The following is a 23741-nucleotide window of genomic DNA, read 5'->3' as shown; positions in this document are numbered from 1 at the left end:
GTAGCCCCAGTAGAGCCAGTAACCCCAGTAACCCCAGTAACCCCAGTAACCCCAGTAACCCCAGTAACCCCAGTAACCCCAGTAACACCAGTAGAACCAGTAGAACCAGTAGAACCAGTAGAACCAGTAACACCAGTAGAACCAGTAACACCAGTAACACCAGTAACACCGGTAGCACCAGTGGCGCCAGTAACACCAGTGGCGCCAGTCGCACCAGTAGAACCGGTCACGCCGGTAGCCCCAGTACTTCCTGTAGGGCCAGTTCTTCCAGGTTTAACAGGCCAAACAGGACAGCTTGGAGCACAAGGAGTACAACAACACGGGAATGTATTACATTTGCTGCAGATTCTATTTTTAAATTGTCCAAAATGCATTGTTTCACCTCCTCTCTCAAACATCGTATTCATAGAGGGAAAAGATGAAATAGACAGTTAACTACTTGGTTAATCTAAAAATATCAATAATGATAAAAGTATTTTTTAATCACTGTTTAATACAACCCATTAATATAGAAGGTATTTAAGATATCTCATTTTCTTTATTTAAAATACGATCAAAATATGTTTTATTGTGCAGTATTTTTTCATCGTTTGGTAAATAGGATCTTGCTAATTCATTATGTGCGTTGGCAAGTTCATATTGTTGTAACCGATCAAAGAGGACACAGAGTTGTAAGTGGGGCAACCATGTTGTAAAGGTTTTATTTTGAAAAGGAGTGTTAGGATTTTGCTTGATGACAAGTGCTTGTTCATACCAAAATATTGCTTCATAATTTTTGGCTTGTTCCATGAAATGAAAACCAAGTCTACAACAAGCTTCCGGGCGAGGAATATCATATTCAAAGCTTCTTAAAATGGAACTCAAATTATTTTCTTTATCATTTAAATGAGAATAACAATCTGCTAATTTAAAACAGGCGCGGATATTATCTTCTACCCAGCCCAATTTAGAAGTTAAAAACGTTTCATAGTAAAATACTGCATCCTCATATTGTTCATGATCTAGTAATTCATTTGCATAATAAAATGTATCTCGTGGAGAGAGTGGTTCTCCTGATTTAACTAATTGCTTATAGATGTTAATATTCCGCGTATGATCATGACTAAGCGGTAAATGGCTAACAGCTATTTCACTATCCAAAAGCTTCCCGCCGACTTCTAAATATTCATGTACGGCACCAATCCATTGGAATTGTTTATCTCTTCTTACTAAACGATATCTTCTTAATAGAGAACTTACATTGCCCTCATGATCAAAACTTAAATTATAGTTCATCGAAACGGCATCTATTTCAGGACTCAAGGATTCTTTTAGTGCTTTAAATTTCTTCTGATCCTCTTCTAACAATACATCGTCTGCATCTAGCCATAAAATGTACTCTTTTGTTGCTTGCTGAAAGGAAAAGTTTCTTGCTGCTGCAAAATGCTGAATCCATTCAAAATCAAAAATACGATCTGTAAACTGTTTAACAATTTGCTTTGTATTGTCGGTAGAGCCTGTATCGATGATATTAATCTCATCGACTAATCCTTTTACAGATGCTAGACATCTACCAATGACATCTTCTTCATTTTTCACTATCATACATAAACTAATGGACACCATAAAGTGGATTCCTCCTTACCGTAATCTATGTAGTATATGAACTACTATATTTTTTGGTTTGGATAAATGCTCGTAGATGTAGTATTACATAGTAATAATCGTGAAATTTGCTTGTTTTCTTTGTCATAAATTTACCTCTCAAGTTTCACGCGAATTTCACAATTGTGAAGTATAGTTAAGAAACAGAGGTGATGATGTTGAAAAAATGGGTATTCTTCATTTTTTCTTTAGTACAGCTTATATGGCTAGCAGGGTGTACGGAGAAATCGTTTGATCCTATTGAACGCGATCAGAATTTTATTGCGTCCTTAAATATACAAGAGCCTTCGCTAGATTTTATAGATGGACAAGGGAATGTGATGGCAACATGGTTATTTGACAAAGCTTACTCAGGGGCAATACTGCTTGAAAATGATCGTGTGTTATTGTACGGTCATCAATTAAATGAAATAGACGTCTATACGTTATCAACCGGAAAGAAGCTCTATTCCAAAAAAGTACAGCTTGGTACAACGAATGTGTATTATGCTGAAAATAAAAAACAGTTTTTTATTGCGAATAGTAAAACAAATACAGTGACAAGCTTTGATGAGAAGGGCAACGAACTGGCAACGCAGAAGCTAGGTAATTATCCTATGTCGATGGCAGCCTATAAAGATAAGCTATATGTGATTAATTATAAAGATACGAAATTATCGGTGTTAAATATAGAAAATCTAAAGGTTGAGCAAGAGTGGCCGATTCAAAAATCATCCCATGGAATAACCATTCTCGAAGAGACAAATGAACTTTGGATAGGTGGTCATGGAGAAGGCAGTAAACCGAATAGCTCTATTAAAAAATATGATCTGATGACAGGCGTTAAAAAAGGGGAGATAAAAATGCCTTTAATGCCTGTCGGATTAACTAAAACAAAGGATGCTATCCTCGTTGTTAGTCATGGCCATAATAAATTATATGTTGCTGACTTTGATGGAAATGTGAAATGGCAGCAAGAGGTAGGGGCTAATCCGTTTGCCGTAAATCAGTTTAAAGATTATATTGTTGTCGCTGGCTATGATGACCATACTTTGTATTTCATAAAAGAAGGTCAGGTGAAAAAAACAGTTGATGTGGGGAAAGGTGCATTTCAACTGTTAGTGAGGGAGGAAAAAATGTGACAACTGTATTAATTGTTGATGATGAGCAAGATATGCGTAATTTAATAGAAATGATGCTCAATAATTCTAAATTTGAGACCTTAACGGCAGCAAGTGGTACAGAAGCCTATGATATTGTTGTGCGGGAAAAAATTGATTTAGTTTTACTTGATGTGATGATGCCGCATGAAGATGGCTTTGCGGTTTGTCAAAGTATACGTGCGATGTCGAATATACCAATTATTTTCCTGACAGCACGCGATGCCAATGAGGATAAAGTGAAAGGCCTAACAATTGGCGGAGATGACTATATTGTAAAACCCTTTACAAACGATGAGTTAGTTGCGCGAATTCATGCTGTGTTAAGAAGAAGTGGTACTAATATTGAAGAATTACAGCAAAAATATGTGGTGTTTGGACCTATTAAAATAGATGAGACTGCACGCAAGGTATCTGTAGATGGAAAAAGTGTTCCGCTTACATTAAAGGAATTTGAGCTATTACATTTATTTATGAATAACCCTGGAAATGCGTATACAAGGGAGCAATTACTAGAACGCATTTGGGATATAGATTATGTAGGGGGCACAAGAACTGTTGATACTCATATAAAAACCTTACGTATAAAGCTTGGAAAGGAAGCGGCGGGGCATATTCAAACCGTCTGGGGAGTGGGCTATCGCTTTGATCCTGGCGAATGAAAAAGATTTCAACACGTATTTGGCTATTAATCTTTGCGTTTTTAATTATTACCGTTGTCTTCATGTATGTCCTGACTGATTATTTATATGAACGGCTTTATGTAGAAGACACGGAAGAGATGATGGTAGAAGTAGGGTCAAAGCTACAAACGATGTATACCGGTAGTAAAGTAACGGATGAATTTATTGCAGATATTGAACATTATACTAATTATTCGAATTTGAATATTTTCGCTGTAAGAAATCCGCGAGAACTAAGTGCCTGTGTGCCGTTTGATATTGATTTTGAAACATTAATTGGCCCAGAAGAGCGACAGCAATTACTGGCAGGTGAATATGTACAGAAAATTGGGTATGAACCTCGATTTGATAGACAGTTAATTTCTGTAGTACTTCCGCTAGTAGATCAAAATAGGCTTGAAGGCATTATCTATATTTACTTCCCTTTAGCAAAAATTAGTGAGTTAGCGAATAATGAAGTCATTTTCTTATTTGTCAGTGCCTTTATATTTTTAATTGTCATCAGCTATTTAATTTATAAAGGAATTCGTCAGATTATGCGACCACTAAGTAATTTGCAAAGAGCTGTTGAGCAAATGTCATACGGAAACTATGGAACACGCGTACGAGTTCATTCAAAAGATGAAATAGGAAGATTATCTAGCACCTTTAATAAAATGGCTGAGTCGATCCAACAAGAGGATGAGGCTCAAAAAACATTTTTAGCTACAGTTTCACATGAGCTAAGGACACCCATTAGCTATGTAAAAGGGTATAGTGAAGCAATGAAGAATGGCATTATTCCAGACAATCAAAGAGAGGAAACAATCCAGCTAATTGTACGTGAGGCAAATCGTATGGAACGTTTAACGAATGAATTACTTCAACTTGCTCGTATGGAAAATGAACAGGCGGAAATTACTTTATATCCAATCCCTCTTGCCGAAACATTACGTGAGGTTCAAAAAATATTAATCCATCAGGCAGAGAAGAAGAGCATTGCACTCCATTTAGATGCTGATGATGCATTAATCATCAAAGCTGATGAAATAAAACTTAAACAAGTTTTTATTAATATAATTGAAAATGCTATTAATTACTCGTATGAGCAGTCAAAGATTGAAATTACTGCTTTTGAGGATAATGGGAATGCACAAATTACCGTAAAGGATTATGGAATTGGTATTCCTCAGGAGGATTTAGCACATGTAACTGAACGCTTTTATCGTGTTAACAAGGCACGGAGCCGAGCAGATGGTGGCAGTGGACTAGGCTTGTCGATTGTTGAACAATTGTTGAAGCAATTACAGGGCAAGATAGAGATTAAAAGTGAAGTTGAAAAGGGCACAATTGTAAAAATTACATTGCCGTTAATGGAGGAATAAAACATGAAAAAATGGTTATTGGCATTAGTTGCAGTACCTGCATTATTAGTAGGTTGCGGAGAAAAGAAAGAATCGACTGCTTTACCAGAACCAGAAGAGCCACAAATGTTGGAGGTTCAAATTTTAACACCAAAAGAAGTAACAATAAATGAAACAGTTGAGCTTACTGCGCAAGTTGAACAAGGTGGTAAAAATATCGATGATGCAGATGTGAAATTTGAAGTGTGGGAATCTGGTAAACGAGATGAAGGGCAAATGCTTGAGGGTAAATTAGAGAAAGATGGCGTTTATAAAGCGAAGACTACGTTTGACCACGATGGCGTATATTATATGTATGCTCATACGACAGCTAATGGTATTCATAATATGCCGAAGCAACAAATTGTAGCTGGCAGTCCTGATATGACAAAAGTTTTACCAGAGGATGAAAAAGCAAATAACAACAGCATGGATCATAACATGATGGATCACGGCAATGATAAATCAGAGGGTGCTGAGCATAGTGATCACGAAAAAAGTGAAAAAAATCACCATTAAATGCTTGCATTATTTTTAAAATAGGAATATGATAATGACCAGATGACCGAAATGGTTTTCTGGTCATTATCATTTTCGTGTACAAAGGCATGTACATAATATAACAGGAAAGGATGTTACTAATGGATCGTAGGCAGGAAATTCTTGAAGCAGCTACAAAATCCTTTACATTGTTTGGGTACAAGGCGACAACAATGGAGCAAGTAGCTAAAATTGCGAATGTCGGTAAAGGGACGATTTACACATTCTTTGCAAATAAAGAAATTTTATTTCAAGAGATAGCTATGTCACTTGTACGAGAGATGCAAGCAGAAGCGGATGCAGTGTTGGATGCATCAGCTAGCTTTATGGATAATGCGCACAATGCTTTAATGAAAATGCTACAGTTCCGTGAAAAACATCTTTTATTTGTAAAGTTATTAGACGAGGAAAAGGAATTACGAACACCGGCAGTTAAACAAGTTTTAGTTCGCATTGAGACTGAAATTTTATCCTACGTTACTGAATTAATTCAAAGACGTATCGTGATAGGAGAAATTAGAGACTGTGATGCAGAATTAGTAAGCTTCCTGTTGCTAAAGGCGTATCTAGCATTTATCGTTGATTGGTATGAGCTACATGGCGAAATTATTCCAGAGGAAAAGATACTAAATCTTTTCAAGGAAACAATTTTCCGTGGGCTAATTTTAACTTGATTTCGTTGAGTTAAAAGGTGAATCAATGACAGTCTAGGTGTTTTAAACCCTCTGAAGATTTAGCTTTTTTTTTGAATAAAAATGACCGACTTATGTTTTCGGTCAAATATTAATAGGAGTGAAGAAAACTTATGATTAAAGCTGAGTGGCTGAAAATCTTTAAAACAAGAAAAATGCTTGTTTCAATAATCGCTGTATTATTTATCCCGGTCATGTACGCAGGCATGTTCTTATGGGCGTTCTGGGATCCATATAAAGGCCTGCCGAATTTGCCAGTAGCAGTTGTCAACCAAGATAAGGGCGCTGAAATGGAAGGCGTTAAATTAGATTTAGGGAACGATTTAGTCGATAAGCTTGTCGAGAGTAACGACTTTAAGTTTATTGAAGTATCCAAAGAAGACGCTGAAAAAGGCCTAAATGGCCGTGATTATTATATGACTCTAGAAATTCCATCAAATTTCTCTGAGCATGCGACTACGTTATTAGATGACAAACCTTCTAAATTAGTCATGAATTATATTCCAAATGAAGGATTAAACTTCCTTAGTGCACAAATTGGTGAATCAGCAATGGAAAAAATACGTGCGGAAGTGAATAAACAAGTTTCAACTACTTATGCTGAAAAAATATTTGATTCTATTACAACAATGGGAGATGGCTTTACGGAGGCTGCAGATGGCTCAAGTAAGCTAGATGAGGGTGCAAAAACTTTAGCGGACGGTACAAAAGATCTAAAAGGTTATTTAGAGAAATTAGCATCGAGTTCGGTTGAATTGTCGAATGGTGCAGATAAAATTGCTAAAGGTATTGGAGACGCTTCAAACGGTGCAAATGAATTAAATACTGGTATAGGAAGCATACAAAACGCTACTGGACAGTTACAACAAGGTGCACAGCAAGCAGCATCTGGAGCATCAACTCTTTCACAAGGTGTATCACAATATACACAGGGTGTAGCGCAAGTTCAAGCAGGCTTAGCTAAGATTAGCGATAATCAAAAACAAATTACTGCAGGCGCAGCTACAATTGCTAATAGTGCAGGTCAATTAAATGGTGCAGCAGGTCAATTAACAGATGGTTCTGCTCAAGTAGCAGCAGGCATCAATGAATTATCTAAACAATTAGAAGGCATGATGGGTTCATTGCCTGAAGAGCAAGCGGCAGTATTAAAACAAACATTACAAAAGCTACAAGCAGGAAGTAATAACGTGCATGATGGCTTAGGTGCTTTAACTGCTGGTACAAAACAATTACAAGATGGTGCTAACGGATTAAGTTCTGGTGCATCACAAATTGCAGCTGGTCAATCACAAGTGTTAGCAGGAGCTAATGCATTAACATCAAAAAGTGGTGCATTAATCGAAGGAGCAAAAGGTCTTCAAGCTGGTAATGCAACACTTGCTCAAAAATTAGGCGAATTAAATGCCGGTGTTCAGAAAGTCGGAACAGGTTCTAAAGCATTGGCTTCAGGTTTAAATCAACTAGTAAGTGGTTCGACAACATTGAATCAGGGTACATCAACACTTGCATCTAAATCAGGTGAAATAGCAGAGGGTTCTGGGAAAATTGCTGATGGTTCAACTGAACTGGCAGATGGTACATCAACTTTATCTGGCAAACTAGGTGAAGCAAGTGAAAAAGCAAAAGAAGTTCATGCAAGCAAAGACACTTATGATATGGTAGGTAGCCCAGTTGAGGTTGATAAAGAATCTGTTAACCATGTACCTAACTATGGAACAGGTTTCGCACCATACTTTATTTCCCTTGGCTTATTCGTTGGTGCGTTATTAATCTCTATCGTTTTCCCACTTGTGGAACCAGCGATTCGTCCAAAAAATGGAGCAACTTGGTTTACAAGTAAAGCTTCAGTTTTAGCAATAGTCGGCTTAATTCAAACTATATTAACAGTGATTATTGTAAAATGGGGCTTAGGCCTTGAAGTAAACAATTTCGGATACTTCTTCTTAACAGCATTATTAACAAGCTATGTTTTCTTAGCTTTAATTCAAATGTTAGTATCTATTTTCGGTGATCCAGGACGCTTCATGGCGATTGTTGTATTAATTTTACAACTTACAACAAGTGCGGGTACATTCCCACTTGAGTTAATCCCATCACCATTACAAGTATTTAATAAACTATTACCAATGACATATACTGTTTCAGCATTTAAAGCAAGTATTTCAACTGGTGATACATCATTCTTAATGCAAAACTACGGAATTCTAGCAGGCTTCCTAGTAGCATTCTTAGCTATTACATTCGGTTACTTCATGTTACTACACACAAAACGTTACTCAAAAGTAGCCGAAGAAAACTAAAAAAGGAATTTTTTACGCCCACCGATATTGGTGGGTGTTTTTTTATGGTTGAATGATTGTCTGGCAAGGGAAGAGATGCTCGGTAGCGGGGAGAACTGCTCGGTAACGAGAGAATGTGATTGGGTAGTTTCAACAATTGCTCAAGTACCAGGAATAACGGCTCGACTTCAACAAAACAGCACATATGCAAAAAAATCATACAAAAAACAGCAGCTGATATGAGCGTATCGGCTGCTGTTTTTAAGTGTAAGAGATTTAATTAAGGGTTCATCAAAATTATGATGAGGGGTGTCATTATTAGTACGTGTGGGGCACGTATATGACTAATACAGAATAGGCAAATGCTTATAGGTGGTTACATTTTTCACAAGTGTTGCTGTAGCATTCACTTTGTTCTTCAATTTTTTCACCGCATTCTGTACATTGCTTTGCAGGTAGGTTCTTGAAAAATTCAACTACATTTTCTAACATTGTGGACTCCTCCTTTAAGTTCATCTGTACTATTACTGTTTTGATATTTTATAGTGTATTATAACAGATGCTTTTCGTCAACACAAAATGCCTAATTTACGTTAAAATAAATATGAATATTTTGTGAAGGAGGAAACGTAATTTATGATATTCGTTGATAATAAAGGGATTCATGATCCACGCATTAACCTTGCCATTGAGGAGTATTTATTGAAAACGATGGATGTTGAAAAAGAGCCAGTGCTACTTTTTTACATAAATCAGCCTTCAATCATCATTGGTAAAAATCAAAATACTATCGAAGAGATTAATACAGATTATGTGGAGGATAATGGCATAATCGTTGTACGACGCCTTTCTGGTGGCGGTGCAGTGTATCATGATTTAGGGAACCTAAACTACAGTTTTATTACTAAAGACGATGGCGATAGCTTTATGAATTATAAAAAATTCACGCAGCCTGTTGTCGATGCACTTGCAAAAATGGGCGTTCATGCTGAGCTTTCAGGACGTAACGACATTTTAGCGGAAGGACGTAAGGTTTCCGGAAACGCACAGTTTTCTACAAAGGGCCGTATGTTTAGCCACGGTACATTATTGTTTGATACAGAAATTGATGCTGTTGTATCTGCATTAAAGGTGAAGAAAGATAAAATTGAATCAAAGGGCATTAAATCGATTCGTTCAAGAGTAGCTAATATTTCTGAGTTCTTAAAGGATAAAATGACAGTCGAAGAATTCCGTCTAGAAATTTTAAAATCCATTTTCGGTGGTGAAGAAAATATTCGCTATTATGAGCTAACAGAGGAAGACTGGACAAATATCCACAAGCTATCTGCAGAGCGTTATCAAACATGGGAATGGAACTATGGGAAATCACCACGCTTTAATATTCAAAAAACACATCGCTTCCCAACAGGGGGCATTGATATTCGCTTAGAGGTGAATCGCGGAAATATTGAAGAAGCACATATTTTTGGTGATTTCTTCGGTGTGGGCGACATGACAGATGTGGAACAACGATTAGTTGGGACAAACTATGATCGAACTACAATTGCTAATGCGTTAGCAGATATTGATATTCCAACATACTTTGGTGGAATTACGACAGAAGAGTTTTTACAATTAATTTATTAAGAAAAGCTTGTGAAGAAATTGGCAAATGTCCTTATTGAGGGCTCAATATCAAAAGAAGAGGATGACATTTGTTAAACATATGCGATGTTTAGATGTTGATTGGAGTGAAGGCTGGACGCCCCTAGGAAAGTGCCCAGCCGGAACGGAAATCAACCCCATGTTTTGGTATGAGCCATGCAAGTGATTTTCCAATGTATTTTGGTCCATCATCGGAAATTAGGGATAACATTTTATTAAAACATATGCCATGAAAATAGTTGATTGAAGTGGAGGATGGCGACTCCTTGGGGATTAGCGATAGAGGAACGAAGGCTAAAACCATCACATCCTGTGATAACGCCTTCGTGACCAACATCCTGTTGGCCCGAGACCCTGCAGCGAAGCGAAGCGGCTCATCGGACGCCCCCAGGAAAGCGCCAACCGGAACGGAAATCAACCTCACGCTTTGATGATAAGCCGTACAAATGATTTCTAATAAATCGATACGGGTTAACTTTTGCTACAAAAGGTTCGCTGACAGTTATGTCGGCGGGCCTTTTTTTGATACAATATAAGATAGAAAGGAGTGTTGGTATGGAGAAGCATCGAATATTTATTGTCGAAGATGATGTAAAGATTGCATCATTGCTCGCAGAAACGCTTAGAAAATATCAATACGAAGTGGAAACGATCAAAGAGTTTGATCATCTCGTTGAAGAATTTACAGCATTTAATCCACACATGGTGTTGCTTGATATAAATTTACCTTCGTACGATGGCTACTATTGGTGTCGTCAACTACGTCAACATACAACTTGTCCAATTATTTTTATTTCCGCTCGTTCTGGGGAAATGGATCAAATTTTTGCGCTAGAAAATGGGGGCGACGATTTCATTACGAAGCCATTTAATTATGAGATTGTGCTGGCTAAAATCCGTAGTCACTTGCGTCGTACATATGGCGAATACGCAACAAGACAAGAAGAACGGACAATTAAACAAGGACAGCTTGTTCTTCATTTAGAAAGAATGGAGCTTCATAAACATGATTTAGAGATCCCACTTCAGAAAAAAGAATGTATCATTTTAGAACTGTTAATGGGAAATGCTCCAAAAGTAGTGGCGCGTGAGCAACTGTTAGAAGAGCTTTGGGACGATCAGGCATTTGTCGATGAGAATACGTTGAACGTCAATATGACACGAGTGCGCAAAAAGCTAGCTGATTATCAAATTATGTCTTCTATTGAAACGGTACGCGGAGCAGGTTATCGCTTTATTTTAAGTGCAGGTGAGTTATAGTGGGCTGGAAATTGTTTTTGCGTGATTACGCATCGTTCATTGTATTCCAGTTCTTATTAGTCGGTTTTATTATGGTCTTGTATTGGTTGGACGGCTTTCGAAATGTTGATACTGCTATATATTCCTTCTGTATTAGTTTAGTGTTACTAGCCTCATTTTTACTTATCCGCTATTTAATGCGTCAACGTTATTTAATTAAAATATCGCTGCTGCCTAAAACAATGGAGGATGTATTGCAAAAAAATGCTAAAACACCTGAGGCGATACAGGCTGAAAAATATATGCATGAATTATATCGACTGTATAAGCATGAGCTTCAATCGTTATATGCTGGCCAAAAACGACATGATCAGTTTATAAATCAATGGGTACATCAGATGAAAACACCAATTTCTGTTATTGAGCTTTTATTGCAGGATGAACGTCCTCTCGATAAGAAGAATGTACAAGAGGAAATTGATCGCTTGCGCAGAGGCTTAGATATGGTGTTGGTGAATGCTCGATTAGAAAATTTTGAAGATGATATGCAAGTAGAACAGGTTGCTTTAAAAACGATCGTTACGGCAACTGTAAATGAAAATAAACGTTTATTTATTACGAAGCGTGTCTTCCCAGAAATTCATATTGAGGATGATATTATCGTAGCAAGTGATTCAAAATGGCTTCACTTTATTATCGGACAATTCGTCACCAATGCGGTTAAATATACGTTTGAGGCAAATAAAAAAATAGTGATTTCTGCCGTTAAAAAGAATGACCACGTACAATTAGCCATATGTGATGAAGGTATTGGTATTCCTGCTTCCGATCTTTCCCGTGTCACTAAAGCCTTCTTTACTGGTGAGAATGGGCGTAAAACTGGGGAATCTACAGGCATGGGCTTATATTTAGCGAAAGAAATCTGTGGAAAACTCGGTCACGAATTAAACATTACATCAGAGGTAGAGAAAGGAACAATTGTTACAGTGACATTTACGAATAAGGGGGATCGGAAATGACAGAGGTATGTTTGGCTGAGTGGATTTTAAATGTAGAGACGGAGAGAACAGAGGCATTATACGAATCACATAACGAAGTTTGTGAGTGTTTATCCTGCAAAAATTTCCGTAAGGCTAGTCTTTTTCTTAATGAAGAAGTCATGCATTTTTCGAATAAGCTTGGGCTAGACTTATATAAACCAACTTTACTTCACGCTTTTCCTGTAGAAGGTGAACAAGTGATGTACAGTGGACATTATACGATTTGTGGAGAAGTAATTGAAGGTGAAATGGATGCCTGGGATCTAATTGTTGGTTCACATTGCTTTAGTCTAGTGGAGGAGGATGGTAATAAGTCAGCTGAATGTTTAACAGGGCCGCATTTTCAAATTGGCTTTGAGGTAGTATTGCAGTGGCTTTTACCAGAATCTATGGAATTAATGAAGAAATAAGGTGAACAAGATATGCCTATTTTACAAATAAAAGACGTGACGAAGGTGTATGAAGGAAAAGTAACCCATCGTGCATTAAATCAACTAAGCTTTGAGGTGGAGGAAGGCGAGTTTTTAGCAGTCATGGGTCCATCAGGAAGTGGAAAAACAACGTTATTAAATATCATTTCTACGATTGATGAACCTACGAGTGGAGAAATCATTTTAGATGATATGAACCCTCATATGCTGAAAGCAACTGAGTTAGCCTACTTTAGAAGAAGACAGCTTGGTTTTATTTTTCAGGATTTTAATCTTTTGCATATGTTAACAGTGGAAGAGAATATTGTGCTGCCATTGACATTAGACCAACAGCCATTAGCAGTGATAGAGGAGCGTCTTGCAAGCATTGTGGAAAAGCTCGATTTAACTTCATTCTTGCATAAACGCCCAAATGAAATATCAGGTGGACAAGCACAAAGAACAGCCATTGGTCGGGCACTTATTCATAATCCAAGTCTCATTTTAGCAGATGAGCCGACCGGGAATTTGGATTCGAATTCTTCGCGTGATGTACTTGAGCTTTTAACAAAAATCAATCAGGAAAGACGAACAACGATTGTCATGGTAACACATGATCCAATTGCAGCTAGCTACTGTGATCGCGTGTTATTTATTAAAGATGGAGAATTTTTTAATGAAATTTACAAAGATGACCGTCGTCAAATGTTTTTCCAGCGAATATTAAATGTGTTGAGCTTACTAGGAGGAGGACAAGTAGGTGACCTTTCGACAATTCGCTTACCGTAATGTCGTACGGAACAGCCGTATATACGGTGCCTTTTTCATGGCAAGCTTTTTTTCTGTAGCTGTGTTTTTTATCTATTCAATGCTCATGTTTCATCCGGATATTGAACAAGGAATTTTAGGAGAGGCATCGTTAATTGGGATGGTCGGTGCGGAAATCGTACTCGTCCTTTTCACATTATTCTTTTTATATTATTCGATGAGTGCTTTTTTAGAGGCAAGATCACATGAATTTGCAATTTTATTACATTTAGGAATGGAAAAACGCCAGATGAATAAGCTTGTCTTTTTGGAGACAATGATTATTGGATCTGGTTCTATTTTTGTTGGGATTATATTTGGTTTCTCGTTTTCGAAATTCTTTTTCATGATTGTACGGGAAATTTTACATTTAGATGATTTACCCTTATATGTTTCATGGGAGCCATTTTTACTGACAATTGGTGTCTTTACAAGTGCTTTTGTGGTTATTTCTTTTATTAGTGTATATTTTACACGTGAAAGAAAATTGCGCGATCTACTTAAAGGGAGTGACTATTTAAATAGTGTTTCAACCTATTCAAAAACTCGTGCTGTATTTGGTATTACCCTTATTTTATCAACGTATGTACTATCATTTATCGTAGCGAAAACATCATTAATAGAGTTATCAATATTAATTCCGTTTTTAGCGACCTTTGGAACGTATTATTTTTTCAGTGATTCTTTACCTTGCTTTTTAGATAAAGCACGAGGGAAACGGAAGTTTCATTGGCAACGCTATCGCCTTCTGTCGTTAGCTGAGCAAACTCATATTATGATGGATAATGTGAAAATGTTTTTTGTAGTAACGATGGTGTCAACAATGGCCTTTTTATCAGTCGGTGCTTTAGCAACGATGTCTTCATATACAATAAATTATGATCGTTTAAATCCACTAGGGCTTGTCTATAAGGGAGATGTCGATAATCCATATGAGCGAAATCATATCGCCTCTTTACGAATTGAATTAGAGGAAAAGGGCTTGTCCTATCATTTATCTCGCTTTGTTGTTATCAAGCAAACCTCTTCATATACGCACAATGAGGTTGAGGTTTTTAGGGAATCAGATATGAATGTATTACTTTCTTCCTACAGTTACCCATTACTTGATATGGCTCCAGGAGAGGCAGTGTTTATTCCATATTCGGAAGAGTCTCTAAACAAACTAAAAAATAAAGTTGTGCATACAGTATTAGAGGAAAATTCTATCCCAATCACCATTGATAGCGTATATCCTAAAATAGTATTCCCTGGGTCTATTGTTAGTGTGAATTCTATAGTGATAAGTGATGAGGATTTTGTAAAGCTCATAAAGCCGATTACCGATAAAAACGTTGATCAGCCAATCTATCATTTATTTACTTTCTATATTCCTCAGTGGATGGAAACGAAAGATATCGGCAAGGACATAAATACGTTAGAAGCGGCTCAATATTTTTATAAGAAGAATAAATTTAGCCCATTTTACTTTGAAAATGCAGGTTTAAATTATTCTTATATATTAGCTACTTATTCTTTATTCACATTAGTAGGGGTCTTAGTAGCAACAGTATTTTTATTAGCAGCAGGTAGCTTCGTTTACTTTAAACTCCATGCTTCTCTAGAAAGAGAAAAGCGTAAATTCGATGTCTTAAAGCGAATGGGCTTAACAGATACGGAGCTCAAAAAGCTTGTGAATCGTCATTTATTCCCACAATTTTTCTTGCCTTGGGGTGTTGCAATGATGCATAGCCTCTTTGCTTTTCTGATGGTTCAAGGTATTTTAAAGGATATTGCTAATATTTCCATTGCAAAAGAAGTTGTCTTATCTTTTAGCTTTTTTGTTTTAATACAAGTAGTCTATTTTTACTTGATTCGTTGGCGATACATCTCGCATATTCGTTCGTAGTAATATTTGTAAGAGAGAAAAAAATGAATTATTTGACGTAATTTATGACATGAAATAAAAAGTTTCGTTGTTTTTTAAATATATTTCTTATATAATATTACTGAATAAGGATTCATTTTATACGATAAGGGGATGGTGTAATTGAATTTAGTTTCAAGTGTTCGTCAACAAGCATTAGAGCAACCGGATAAAATTGCGTATCATTTTATGGGGAAAGATACGACGTACGGTGAGTTTGAACAGACAGTTGGTCGCTTTGCAAAGGGGTTACAAGATTTAGGGATAGAAAAAGGGGACCATGTGGCGTTTTTACTCGGCAATACACCACATTATTTAATTTCGTTATATGCAACAATGCGTTTAGGGGCAACGGCAATTCCGATTAACCCAATCTATACACCGGATGAAATTGCGTATATTTTGCATAATGGTGATGTAAAAGCTGTTATTGCACTGGATGCACTTCTTCCATTAGTAGAAATGGGTGTACATGCTTTTCCGAAAGTAAAAACATTTGTTGTTTGTGAAACAACAGCAGATGTTGCTGAAAAAGTAACTACTCTATCCGATGAGGCAAAGGCAAAAATACATTTATTTTCACAAGTAATTGCTAGTGTATCAGACTCTTGCCAACCAGTAGAAGTAGCTAACGAAGATAATGCAATTATTTTATATACTTCAGGAACGACAGGTACTCCAAAGGGTGCAATGCTGACGCATGGCAATATCTATTCAAATGCACGAGATGTGGCGCATTATTTAGGCTATAAAGCAGATGATCGTATTATCGCTACTTTACCAGTTTTCCATGTATTTGCGTTAACTGTCGTCGTCAATGCACCTTTATTGAGTGGAGCAACAGTTCTACTTGTACCACGTTTCAGTCCAACTGAAATCTTTAAATTTACGAAGGAACAAAAAGCAACAGTCTTTGCGGGTGTGCCAACTATGTATAACTTCTTGTATCAATTACCTGATGGCAACCCTGAAGATTTTTCAACAATACGTTTAGCTATTTCAGGGGGTTCATCTTTACCTGTAGCACTACTACATAATTTCGAAAAGAAATTTAATGTGCGTGTTTCAGAAGGCTTTGGCTTATCAGAAGCTTCACCAGTAACGTGCTTTAACCCATTGGATCGTGAGCGTAAAGCAGGTTCTATTGGAGCATCCATTTCCAATGTTGAAAATAAAGTGGTCGATGTTAATGGACAAGAAGTGCCAGTTGGCGAAGTAGGGGAGCTAATTGTACGAGGGCCTAACGTTATGAAGGGCTATTATAAATTACCTGAAGAAACTGCTATGGCTATACGTGATGGCTGGTTATACACAGGGGATTTAGCTAAAGTTGACGAGGAAGGGTACTTCTACATCGTTGACCGTAAAAAAGATATGATTATTGTAGGCGGCTTTAACGTATATCCAAGAGAGGTTGAAGAAGTACTCTTTGCACATAAAAATATCGTTGAAGCGGCAGTTGTAGGTTTCCCAGATCCTAATTTAGGAGAGGCAGTTCATGCATATGTTGTCTTAAAAGATGAAGATGCAACTTCAACAAAAGACCTTCTCGCATACTGTGCAAAACATATGGTGAAATACAAGGTTCCTAAAGTAATTGAGATTCTGGATGAATTACCGAAAAATACGACAGGAAAAATTTTACGCCGTTCATTAAAAGAAAAAGTATAAAATAAATGCTCATCACTATAACGTGTGGTTGATTTCCGTTCCGACGGGGCGCTTTGTTGCTGACGCTTCGCTTTCGCACAGATAAAACATTTGCCGCTGACGCTTCGCTTTCGCGCAGAGCAGAGCTTCCTGGGGGCGTCGGGGCAACAGGATGTTGGTCACGAAGGCGTTATCACAGGACGTGATGCTTTTAGCCTTCGTTCCCCTCCCGCTTCGCTCCAGGGTCTCGGGCCAACATGATGTTGGTCACGAAGGCGTTATCACAGGATGTGATGGTTTTAGCCTTCGTTCCTCTACCGCTAATCCCCAAGGAGTCGACCTGCCGTAACGAAGATCAACTTATATACATGGCATGCATTTTAACCAATGTCATCTCAAACTTCTGGTGATGAAACCAATAAAGAAGCTACTATTTGGTAGCTTTTTTATTTTTTGTAAAAAAATTTTAGAGGGAGCTAATATAATTTAAGATAGTTCTTTCAGGCGTGTTGATTAAGAAAAAAGGATTTTTTGTTGCTATTTTGCTAAGATACTCCCATTTTAACTGATTGTAACGTAGGGCTACTCGACTCCCGCGGGAAAGCGAGACAGACGAGACCCTGCACGGAGCGAATGTTTTCTGTGCGAAAGCGTAGTGCTAACGTAGCGGCAGCAAATGTTTTATCTGTGCGAAAGCGAAGCGACAGCAACAACACCAGCGGAGGAAGCGGCTCGAGGCTCGCCCGCAGGAAGCCTTGCTCTGCGCGAAAGCGAAGCGTCAGCGACAAAGCGAGTAGCCCGTAGTGGAAATCAGCCTCTTCGAATTAATTAGAATGTAAAAATGGTAAATCAACACACCTGTAATTCTTTATTACTACATCATTACAGCAATGTAAAAAAGTATGGCCACTTTATTTAAATAGTTGAGTGTAGATGTCTGTAAGTGATAAAATCAAACTTATGAAATCTACATACTTTTTAAAGGCTTGTCATATAGTGAGGGAGAAGTAATACTACAGACCGTCAAGAAGAATGGAACCCTTTGGTGTCTAGCTACGTCAAAGCCTTTAGAAAATTAAATTGAAAGAGAGCATATGGAAAAATGATAGAACTCATCAAAGAGTTAATTAGTTTTATTATGCATATTGATGTGCATTTAGAAGAGATCATTCGTGAGTTTGGTAATTTGAGTTATTTCGTTTTATTTGCAATCGTTTTTGTTGAAACAGGTGTCGTAATTTTCCCATTCCTACCAGGCGATTCTTTGCTTTTTGCAAGTGGTACATTGGCAGCAGCAATGGGCGCGTTTAACATGTGGATATTAATTCCTGTGTTTTTAGCAGCTGCAATTTTAGGGGATACGATGAATTATCATATTGGTCATAAAGTGGGAACATCTATTCCGCCAAAGAGCTTCCTTGGTAGAGTCGTTAAAAAAGAACGTATGGAGGCAGCAGAAAAGTTCTTTAATAAACACGGTGGAAAAACGATTGTCATCGCACGTTTTATGCCCTTCATCCGTACATTCATACCCTTTGTTGCAGGGGCAAGTAAGATGAAGTATAGCTATTTCATTATGTATAATGTTGTAGGTGCGGTGTTATGGGTACTCAGCTGTACATTCCTAGGTTATTTCTTTGGTAATATTCCAATTATTAAAAATAACTTCTCAACGGTTCTTATATTAATTATCTTACTTTCAGTTGTACCAGCTGTTATTGGTGCTGTTAAAGCAAAAACAAGCAAAAAATAAAAAGGGACAGTCTAAATGTGGTGAAAAATCACATAGGACTGTCTTTATTTTTTCTCTCATCTATAGGTGATGAGCCGTTTTTTACTATTCAATATATTGCACAAGGCCTTGGGAATCTTTTAGATCTGTACTTCTTGGTATGTCGATAACTAAGACATTTGAATAGGAATAGTCCATTTCGTATCGTTCTCGTTCTACTTCTCGATTAAAATCTAAGATACCTAATGTGGCTTTTATACGATAATAATTTACTTGTTGTCTAGAAAGAGATTCAATGAATAGCTGGTTCTGTGCCACGTATACGTTAGGTAAAGGTACCTCATCTGAAAGATCGATACCATTTATTATGAAAGGAAATTGATAATACGTAACAAGAGCTTTCCCCGATTCAATATTGTCATTAAAACGCTGTCGAATATTCAAGCTTAAATTATTGTCATCATTAATAACAATAGGCAATGTATCTCCTTCAAAGTTAATTTCCCATGTTTTCTTTTTATAGTCCTCAGTTAAATACGAAGAATCGTATTCTTGATCATACTTTCGGATTTGATCCAATTTTTTCTCAATTTGTTTCATTTCTGAAGAAGAAAGCACTGGTATGTTTGATTCTGAAAAAAAGTTAACATAAATGAAGGCAGTGAGCCCAAGTACGATATAGCAGGTAATGCAAATCATAATACGCTTGGGTGTCCAAATTTTTTTAGTTTTTTTACTTAATTTACTTAGTAGTAGAAAAATAGCTGCTACGAGCAGTAGTGGAATAAAAAACAAGAAAAATGTCGCTATCATTTGCGAGACACCTCCGATTTATTAGCAATCCAAATAGTGAGGCTAAAGCATAGTAAAGCCGCAAGCAAATAAAGAACACTAATCATAAGATTTGGTAACATCATTAGCGAACCAATGTTAATAGAATTGGGTGCCATAAAAATGTATATAAAGCAAAACAGCATAAAAGTCGATAGAAATATTTTTATAACTACGGGCCCCTTGGAGCTGGTGCCAAATAGTAAGCCGATTGCGCCAAATAAACAGATGCTACTGAAACATAATATGAATACTGATGGTGAAATAAATAGATGGTCTAGTACAAAAGATTTCTTTTCTACTAACAAAATTCCTAATACTTGTAAATAGTATGTCGAAATCATAAGGATAACTGCGATAAAACTGTATATAATCATAACCAATATATTTGCAATGGCGCTAGATGTCCGACTAGAAACAACGGATAAATCATCAATACGATATGCTTTTGTTGTAAAAAGAAGCGCTACAATAAATGCCCATATTGCTGAAATAATAAGAAATATATCGAGTGAATAAATAGAGAATTGAACATCTAAATTTCCACGCCCAGAACCATAAGATCCACTTCCAGAGCTAAATGTTAAAACGCCAAAAATGATCTGTAAAATAACTAAGGAACTAAGGGCAGAAATATATAATTGAGCTTTCCATTTCACCTGTTTTTTTACAATTGTTTTAAGTGAAATATTAGTCAAAGATTGCATCAATATCACGTCCTTTTTTACTTGTTAAATACTTGCAAACTTCACTTGCAGAAAGGGCTGATACTTTGATGCCTTTTGTTCGAAGTATTTCTTCTGAGACGAATAGTTTACTAGTATCTACTATTGCTGAGGTCATCCCTGCCACAATCTTTTGAGCGTAAACTTCCGTCTCAGATAGCAGATCCGCAAGTGCATCACTTGGTCCGCTAAGCGATATGAGCTGTTCCTTAAATTCATCCAATGGCGCGTGGGCGATGACAGAGGCTTCATCTATTAATAAAATTTCTTCTAAAATAGATTCCATCTCTTGTAAATGGTGACTAGTAATTAAAAATGTCCGTGGAAATGCTAGGTATTCTTTTAAAATCGCTCTGTAAAAATCTGTACGAATCGCTTCGTCCATACCATTCATCGGCTCATCTAAAATGGTTAGTGCACAGCGACTTACTAATCCGTAAACAAGGTTAAAGGTTGCCAATTGACCTTTAGATAGTTGCTGATGTTTTGCTGTGAGATCTATACCCGCATAATCGAGCATGCGATAAGCTAACTCATTTTGCCAATTAGGATAAAAATCAGCCCCCATCTTCAGAATATCCTCGAGCGACAAGTAATCAGAGAAGCTTAATCGATCATCGATAAAAATCATATTGGCAGCTGTTTTAATATTATTAAAGGGATTTTCATCAAACACTTTACATGAACCAGTCGTAGGCTTTGTGTAGCCTGCAATAATATTCAGCAATGTCGACTTACCTGCACCGTTGCGACCAATAATGCCAATGATTTTTTCAGCATCAATAGCGCAGGTTACGCGTTGCAGTGCATGACGACGTCCAAAGCTTTTAGATAACTCCTCACATTGAATAATATTCATTCCAATCCCTCCAGTGTTTTTCGAATGAGCACTAGCAATTCTTCATCAGATACAAGTAAACGTTTTGCCTCTAATACGATCTCTTGTGCCATTTTGGTCAATGTTTCGTTGCGACGTTTCAATAAAATTCGTTCCTTTGCATCCAGGGTGACAAACATACCTAATCCACGCTTTTTATATAAAAGTTGCTCTTCCAGTAAAATTGTCAATCCCTTACCAGCTGTGGCGGGATTTATATTGAATAACTCAGCTAGCTGATATTGTGAATAAACTTTCTGGTCTGCCTGTAATCGATCGGCAATGATTTCGTGCTGTAGCCATTCAGCAATTTGCATATAAATCGGTGTTGTACCATCTAGATGAACGTGCATCGAAAAACCCCCTTTCGTTGCTACAAAATACAGTGCATTAGTGTTGTAATGTACTATACATCGCAATTTGGTAAATGTCTATATGAAAAGAAAATATCTTACAAATTTATTTAAAGAAGGATTGAGTGAATTTGAAAAGATAGATCGGAAAAAGGAAGAGCATTTTATATGAGTAATTTGGAGTTTTGGGTAACGATTTTTTAGAAGCGCATTAATGAGGATAGGTTGATTGGAGTGGAGAATAGGCGACTCCTTGGGGATAGCGTCATGGTGGCTCATCGGATGTCTTCAGCAGGAACGGAAATCCACCACGCTATGTGGCGATTATTTTATTGTATATAATGTTAATTATTGTTAGTCAATTTTTAGACAATTACTTGAATGAGAAGCAGATAGTACTGAAAAATGCTATAATAATATTACTGAAAATGGAGAAATGGGGGCGATGAAATGGAAGTATTTATCGGCAGACAGCCAATTTTTAACCTTCATGAACAAATCGTTGCATATGAATTATTATATCGCAGCAAAAACGAGAATGCTTTTCCAATGGTCGATTCAGATGCTGCCACAATTGATGTACTAGTAAACTCATTTCTTTTAATTGGCATTGAAGAGGTAACAAAAGGAAAACCTAGTTTTGTTAATTTTACAGAAAACTTGCTTATGAGTCCTATAAATGAATACATAAATCCATCGCAAGTTGTTATTGAGATTTTAGAGGATGTCCCTATTACACCTCAGTTAGTTGAGAGAGTTATGGAGCTAAAATCCTATGGGTTTAAAATTGCATTAGATGATTTTATTTTGGATGATAAAGTACAAGTTTATGATGAATTATTTACTTATATCGATTATATAAAAGTTGATTTTCTATTTTCACCATTACTTGAGCGAATGGAAATTGAAAATAAAGTGAAAGAAAATTTCCCTCACATAAAATTGCTCGCTGAGAAGGTTGAGACACGTAAGCAATTTGAAGTGGCGAAGCATTCTGGCTATGAATTGTTTCAAGGCTATTTTTTTGAACAACCTCAAATAATTACAGCAACCGATATACCTGCAAATACGATTCAATATTTATATATTATTACGCTGTTAAAAGAAGAGGAACCTAATATACAGTTATTAGCAGATAATATTGAGCGTGATATTTCATTAACGTATAAATTATTGCATATGGTTAATAATTCAGAGATGCGTTCTAAATCCAAGGTTCGTTCGATAAAACAAGCGATTATATTACTCGGGGTTCCAAATTTACGAAAGTGGATTTATTTATTGGCGATGCGAGAAATTGATAGGAATGCTGATAATGATATTTTTAAAGAAGTCATGCGTACATCTTTATTTAGAGCAAAAGTTTGTGAGAAATTAGCCAAGCTTTCTTATAAGAAAAACTTCTCTGAATATTTTTTAGTTGGGATGTTTTCATTAATAGACACTATGTTGCAAAGACCGGTGAATGTTATTTTACAGCAACTACCTTTTTCAGAAGACATTACAGCAACGCTTTTAGGTAATCAAACTGAAATGACACCTTATTTGGAATTCAGTACTGCGTTAGGCAAGTTAGATTGGTCTACATTAGAGAAATTAGGTCCTCAGCTCAATATTGATTTATCAAACATTGATCTTTTATACAATGAAGCTATGGAGTGGGCAGAAAAATCTTTATAAAAATAAGAATCCATAATCTGTTTTTGTTTAGTGGAATAAGCCGTTAAGTATATATTTTAGTGAAAAGTCAAAAATAAGCTATCTTAAAATTCTTTTTAAGGTAGCTTATTTTTTATGCTTTTAATAGGCTCATCATTACATAATAGGAATGACATTCGTTAAAATGTTTGCTATTTATTTAGTTGATTTTCGTTACGACTGGGCGACTCCTCGGGGATTAGCGTTAGAGGAACGAAGGCTAAAAGCATCACATCCTGTGATAACGCCTTCGTGACCAACATCGGTGCTGTTGCTGACGCTTCGCTTTCGCACAGACAAAACCCTTTGCTGCCGCTACGTTAGCACTACGCTTTCGCGCAGAAAACATCTGTTGGCCCGAGACCCTGCAGCGAAGCGGGAGGGGAACGAAGGCTAAAAGCATCACGTCCTGTGATAACGCCTTCGTGACCAACATCCTGTTGCCCCGACGCCCCCAGGAAGCT

22 protein-coding genes are annotated in these 23741 nt (G+C 36.9%); 16 read left to right on the top strand and 6 right to left on the bottom strand.

The genetic code is table 11. The features are described 5' to 3' along the window. The coding region (locus ACQKN2_RS14375; protein WP_427415555.1) for a hypothetical protein at window positions 1–435 on the top strand (435 nt) is incomplete at its 5' end. An 84-nt stretch (window positions 436–519) separates the two neighbouring features. Here the strand turns inward: ACQKN2_RS14375 and ACQKN2_RS14370 are convergent. Continuing rightward, entirely contained in the window at window positions 520–1605 is a 1086-nt protein-coding gene (locus ACQKN2_RS14370) for a glycosyltransferase (protein WP_427415554.1), read from the bottom strand. A gap of 194 nt (window positions 1606–1799) precedes the next feature. Between ACQKN2_RS14370 and ACQKN2_RS14365 the strand changes: the two genes are divergently transcribed. The 6 genes from ACQKN2_RS14365 to ACQKN2_RS14340 all read left to right on the top strand — a co-directional run bounded on the left by ACQKN2_RS14365 (window position 1800) and on the right by ACQKN2_RS14340 (window position 8383). Beyond that, window positions 1800–2765, top strand: coding sequence for a YncE family protein (locus ACQKN2_RS14365; RefSeq protein ID WP_427415621.1), 966 nt, complete (start codon window positions 1800–1802; stop codon window positions 2763–2765). Continuing rightward, the gene (locus tag ACQKN2_RS14360; protein WP_427415553.1) at window positions 2762–3445 is read left to right on the top strand and encodes a response regulator transcription factor; all 684 of its coding nucleotides are present in this window, start codon (window positions 2762–2764) and stop codon (window positions 3443–3445) included. The genes ACQKN2_RS14365 and ACQKN2_RS14360 overlap by 4 nt, the downstream gene beginning before the upstream one ends. Next, window positions 3442–4830 carry a sensor histidine kinase gene (locus ACQKN2_RS14355; protein ID WP_427415552.1) on the top strand — a complete coding sequence of 463 codons (1389 nt, stop codon included), beginning with the start codon at window positions 3442–3444 and terminating at the stop codon, window positions 4828–4830. Before ACQKN2_RS14360 ends, ACQKN2_RS14355 begins: the two co-directional genes overlap by 4 nt. A 3-nt stretch (window positions 4831–4833) precedes the next feature. Continuing rightward, window positions 4834–5367 (top strand): FixH family protein, encoded by a 534-nt coding sequence (locus ACQKN2_RS14350; RefSeq protein WP_427415551.1) that lies wholly within the window; start codon window positions 4834–4836, stop codon window positions 5365–5367. 122 nt (window positions 5368–5489) lie between these two features. Then, window positions 5490–6062 carry a TetR/AcrR family transcriptional regulator gene (locus ACQKN2_RS14345; RefSeq protein WP_427415550.1) on the top strand — a complete coding sequence of 191 codons (573 nt, stop codon included), beginning with the start codon at window positions 5490–5492 and terminating at the stop codon, window positions 6060–6062. Window positions 6063–6193: 131 nt separating this feature from the next. Further along, window positions 6194–8383 (top strand): YhgE/Pip family protein, encoded by a 2190-nt coding sequence (locus ACQKN2_RS14340; protein WP_427415549.1) that lies wholly within the window; start codon window positions 6194–6196, stop codon window positions 8381–8383. A 345-nt stretch (window positions 8384–8728) separates the two neighbouring features. Here ACQKN2_RS14340 and yhfH read toward each other — a convergent pair whose 3' ends face one another. Next, the gene (gene yhfH, locus ACQKN2_RS14335) at window positions 8729–8854 is read right to left on the bottom strand and encodes a protein YhfH (RefSeq protein WP_012292204.1); all 126 of its coding nucleotides are present in this window, start codon (window positions 8852–8854) and stop codon (window positions 8729–8731) included. Between the two features lie 144 nt (window positions 8855–8998). On the opposite strand from yhfH, the gene ACQKN2_RS14330 reads away from it, so the two are divergent. The 8 genes from ACQKN2_RS14330 to ACQKN2_RS14295 all read left to right on the top strand — a co-directional run bounded on the left by ACQKN2_RS14330 (window position 8999) and on the right by ACQKN2_RS14295 (window position 18814). After that, window positions 8999–9991 (top strand): lipoate--protein ligase, encoded by a 993-nt coding sequence (locus ACQKN2_RS14330; RefSeq protein WP_427415548.1) that lies wholly within the window; start codon window positions 8999–9001, stop codon window positions 9989–9991. Window positions 9992–10564: 573 nt separating this feature from the next. Continuing rightward, the gene (locus ACQKN2_RS14325; protein WP_427415547.1) at window positions 10565–11269 is read left to right on the top strand and encodes a response regulator; all 705 of its coding nucleotides are present in this window, start codon (window positions 10565–10567) and stop codon (window positions 11267–11269) included. Beyond that, a complete protein-coding gene (locus tag ACQKN2_RS14320; RefSeq protein WP_427415546.1) occupies window positions 11269–12267 on the top strand; it encodes a sensor histidine kinase in 999 nt (332 codons plus the stop codon). The genes ACQKN2_RS14325 and ACQKN2_RS14320 overlap by 1 nt, the downstream gene beginning before the upstream one ends. Continuing rightward, window positions 12264–12698 (top strand): hypothetical protein, encoded by a 435-nt coding sequence (locus ACQKN2_RS14315; RefSeq protein ID WP_427415545.1) that lies wholly within the window; start codon window positions 12264–12266, stop codon window positions 12696–12698. Before ACQKN2_RS14320 ends, ACQKN2_RS14315 begins: the two co-directional genes overlap by 4 nt. 12 nt (window positions 12699–12710) lie before the next feature. Continuing rightward, window positions 12711–13487, top strand: a complete 777-nt coding sequence (locus ACQKN2_RS14310; protein WP_427415544.1) for an ABC transporter ATP-binding protein — start codon at window positions 12711–12713, stop codon at window positions 13485–13487. After that, the gene (locus ACQKN2_RS14305) at window positions 13459–15393 is read left to right on the top strand and encodes an FtsX-like permease family protein (RefSeq protein ID WP_427415543.1); all 1935 of its coding nucleotides are present in this window, start codon (window positions 13459–13461) and stop codon (window positions 15391–15393) included. The genes ACQKN2_RS14310 and ACQKN2_RS14305 overlap by 29 nt, the downstream gene beginning before the upstream one ends. A 141-nt stretch (window positions 15394–15534) precedes the next feature. Next, window positions 15535–17082, top strand: a complete 1548-nt coding sequence (locus ACQKN2_RS14300; RefSeq protein WP_427415542.1) for a fatty acid--CoA ligase family protein — start codon at window positions 15535–15537, stop codon at window positions 17080–17082. Window positions 17083–18166: 1084 nt separating this feature from the next. After that, a complete protein-coding gene (locus ACQKN2_RS14295) occupies window positions 18167–18814 on the top strand; it encodes a VTT domain-containing protein (RefSeq protein WP_427415620.1) in 648 nt (215 codons plus the stop codon). An 84-nt stretch (window positions 18815–18898) separates the two neighbouring features. Here the strand turns inward: ACQKN2_RS14295 and ACQKN2_RS14290 are convergent, their stop codons facing one another. Genes ACQKN2_RS14290 through ACQKN2_RS14275 form a run of 4 tightly spaced genes read right to left on the bottom strand, consistent with a single transcriptional unit; the run spans window position 18899 to window position 21579 of the window. Then, window positions 18899–19606: a hypothetical protein gene (locus ACQKN2_RS14290; RefSeq protein WP_427415541.1), complete on the bottom strand. Its 708-nt coding sequence runs from the start codon at window positions 19604–19606 to the stop codon at window positions 18899–18901. Continuing rightward, window positions 19603–20331 (bottom strand): hypothetical protein, encoded by a 729-nt coding sequence (locus ACQKN2_RS14285; protein ID WP_427415540.1) that lies wholly within the window; start codon window positions 20329–20331, stop codon window positions 19603–19605. The genes ACQKN2_RS14290 and ACQKN2_RS14285 overlap by 4 nt, the downstream gene beginning before the upstream one ends. Continuing rightward, a complete protein-coding gene (locus ACQKN2_RS14280; RefSeq protein WP_427415539.1) occupies window positions 20315–21208 on the bottom strand; it encodes an ATP-binding cassette domain-containing protein in 894 nt (297 codons plus the stop codon). The genes ACQKN2_RS14285 and ACQKN2_RS14280 overlap by 17 nt, the downstream gene beginning before the upstream one ends. Next, window positions 21205–21579 (bottom strand): GntR family transcriptional regulator, encoded by a 375-nt coding sequence (locus ACQKN2_RS14275; protein WP_427415538.1) that lies wholly within the window; start codon window positions 21577–21579, stop codon window positions 21205–21207. Before ACQKN2_RS14275 ends, ACQKN2_RS14280 begins: the two co-directional genes overlap by 4 nt. A gap of 450 nt (window positions 21580–22029) precedes the next feature. Between ACQKN2_RS14275 and ACQKN2_RS14270 the strand changes: the two genes are divergently transcribed. Further along, window positions 22030–23259, top strand: coding sequence for an EAL and HDOD domain-containing protein (locus ACQKN2_RS14270; protein WP_427415537.1), 1230 nt, complete (start codon window positions 22030–22032; stop codon window positions 23257–23259). Window positions 23260–23741 lie beyond the last annotated feature (482 nt).

This window comes from Lysinibacillus sp. NPDC093688 (assembly GCF_050280145.1).
GTDB classification, from domain to species: domain Bacteria; phylum Bacillota; class Bacilli; order Bacillales_A; family Planococcaceae; genus Lysinibacillus; species Lysinibacillus xylanilyticus_B.
The sequence above is the reverse complement of the archived record's forward strand: the minus strand, read 5'-3'. Positions and strand labels throughout refer to the sequence as shown.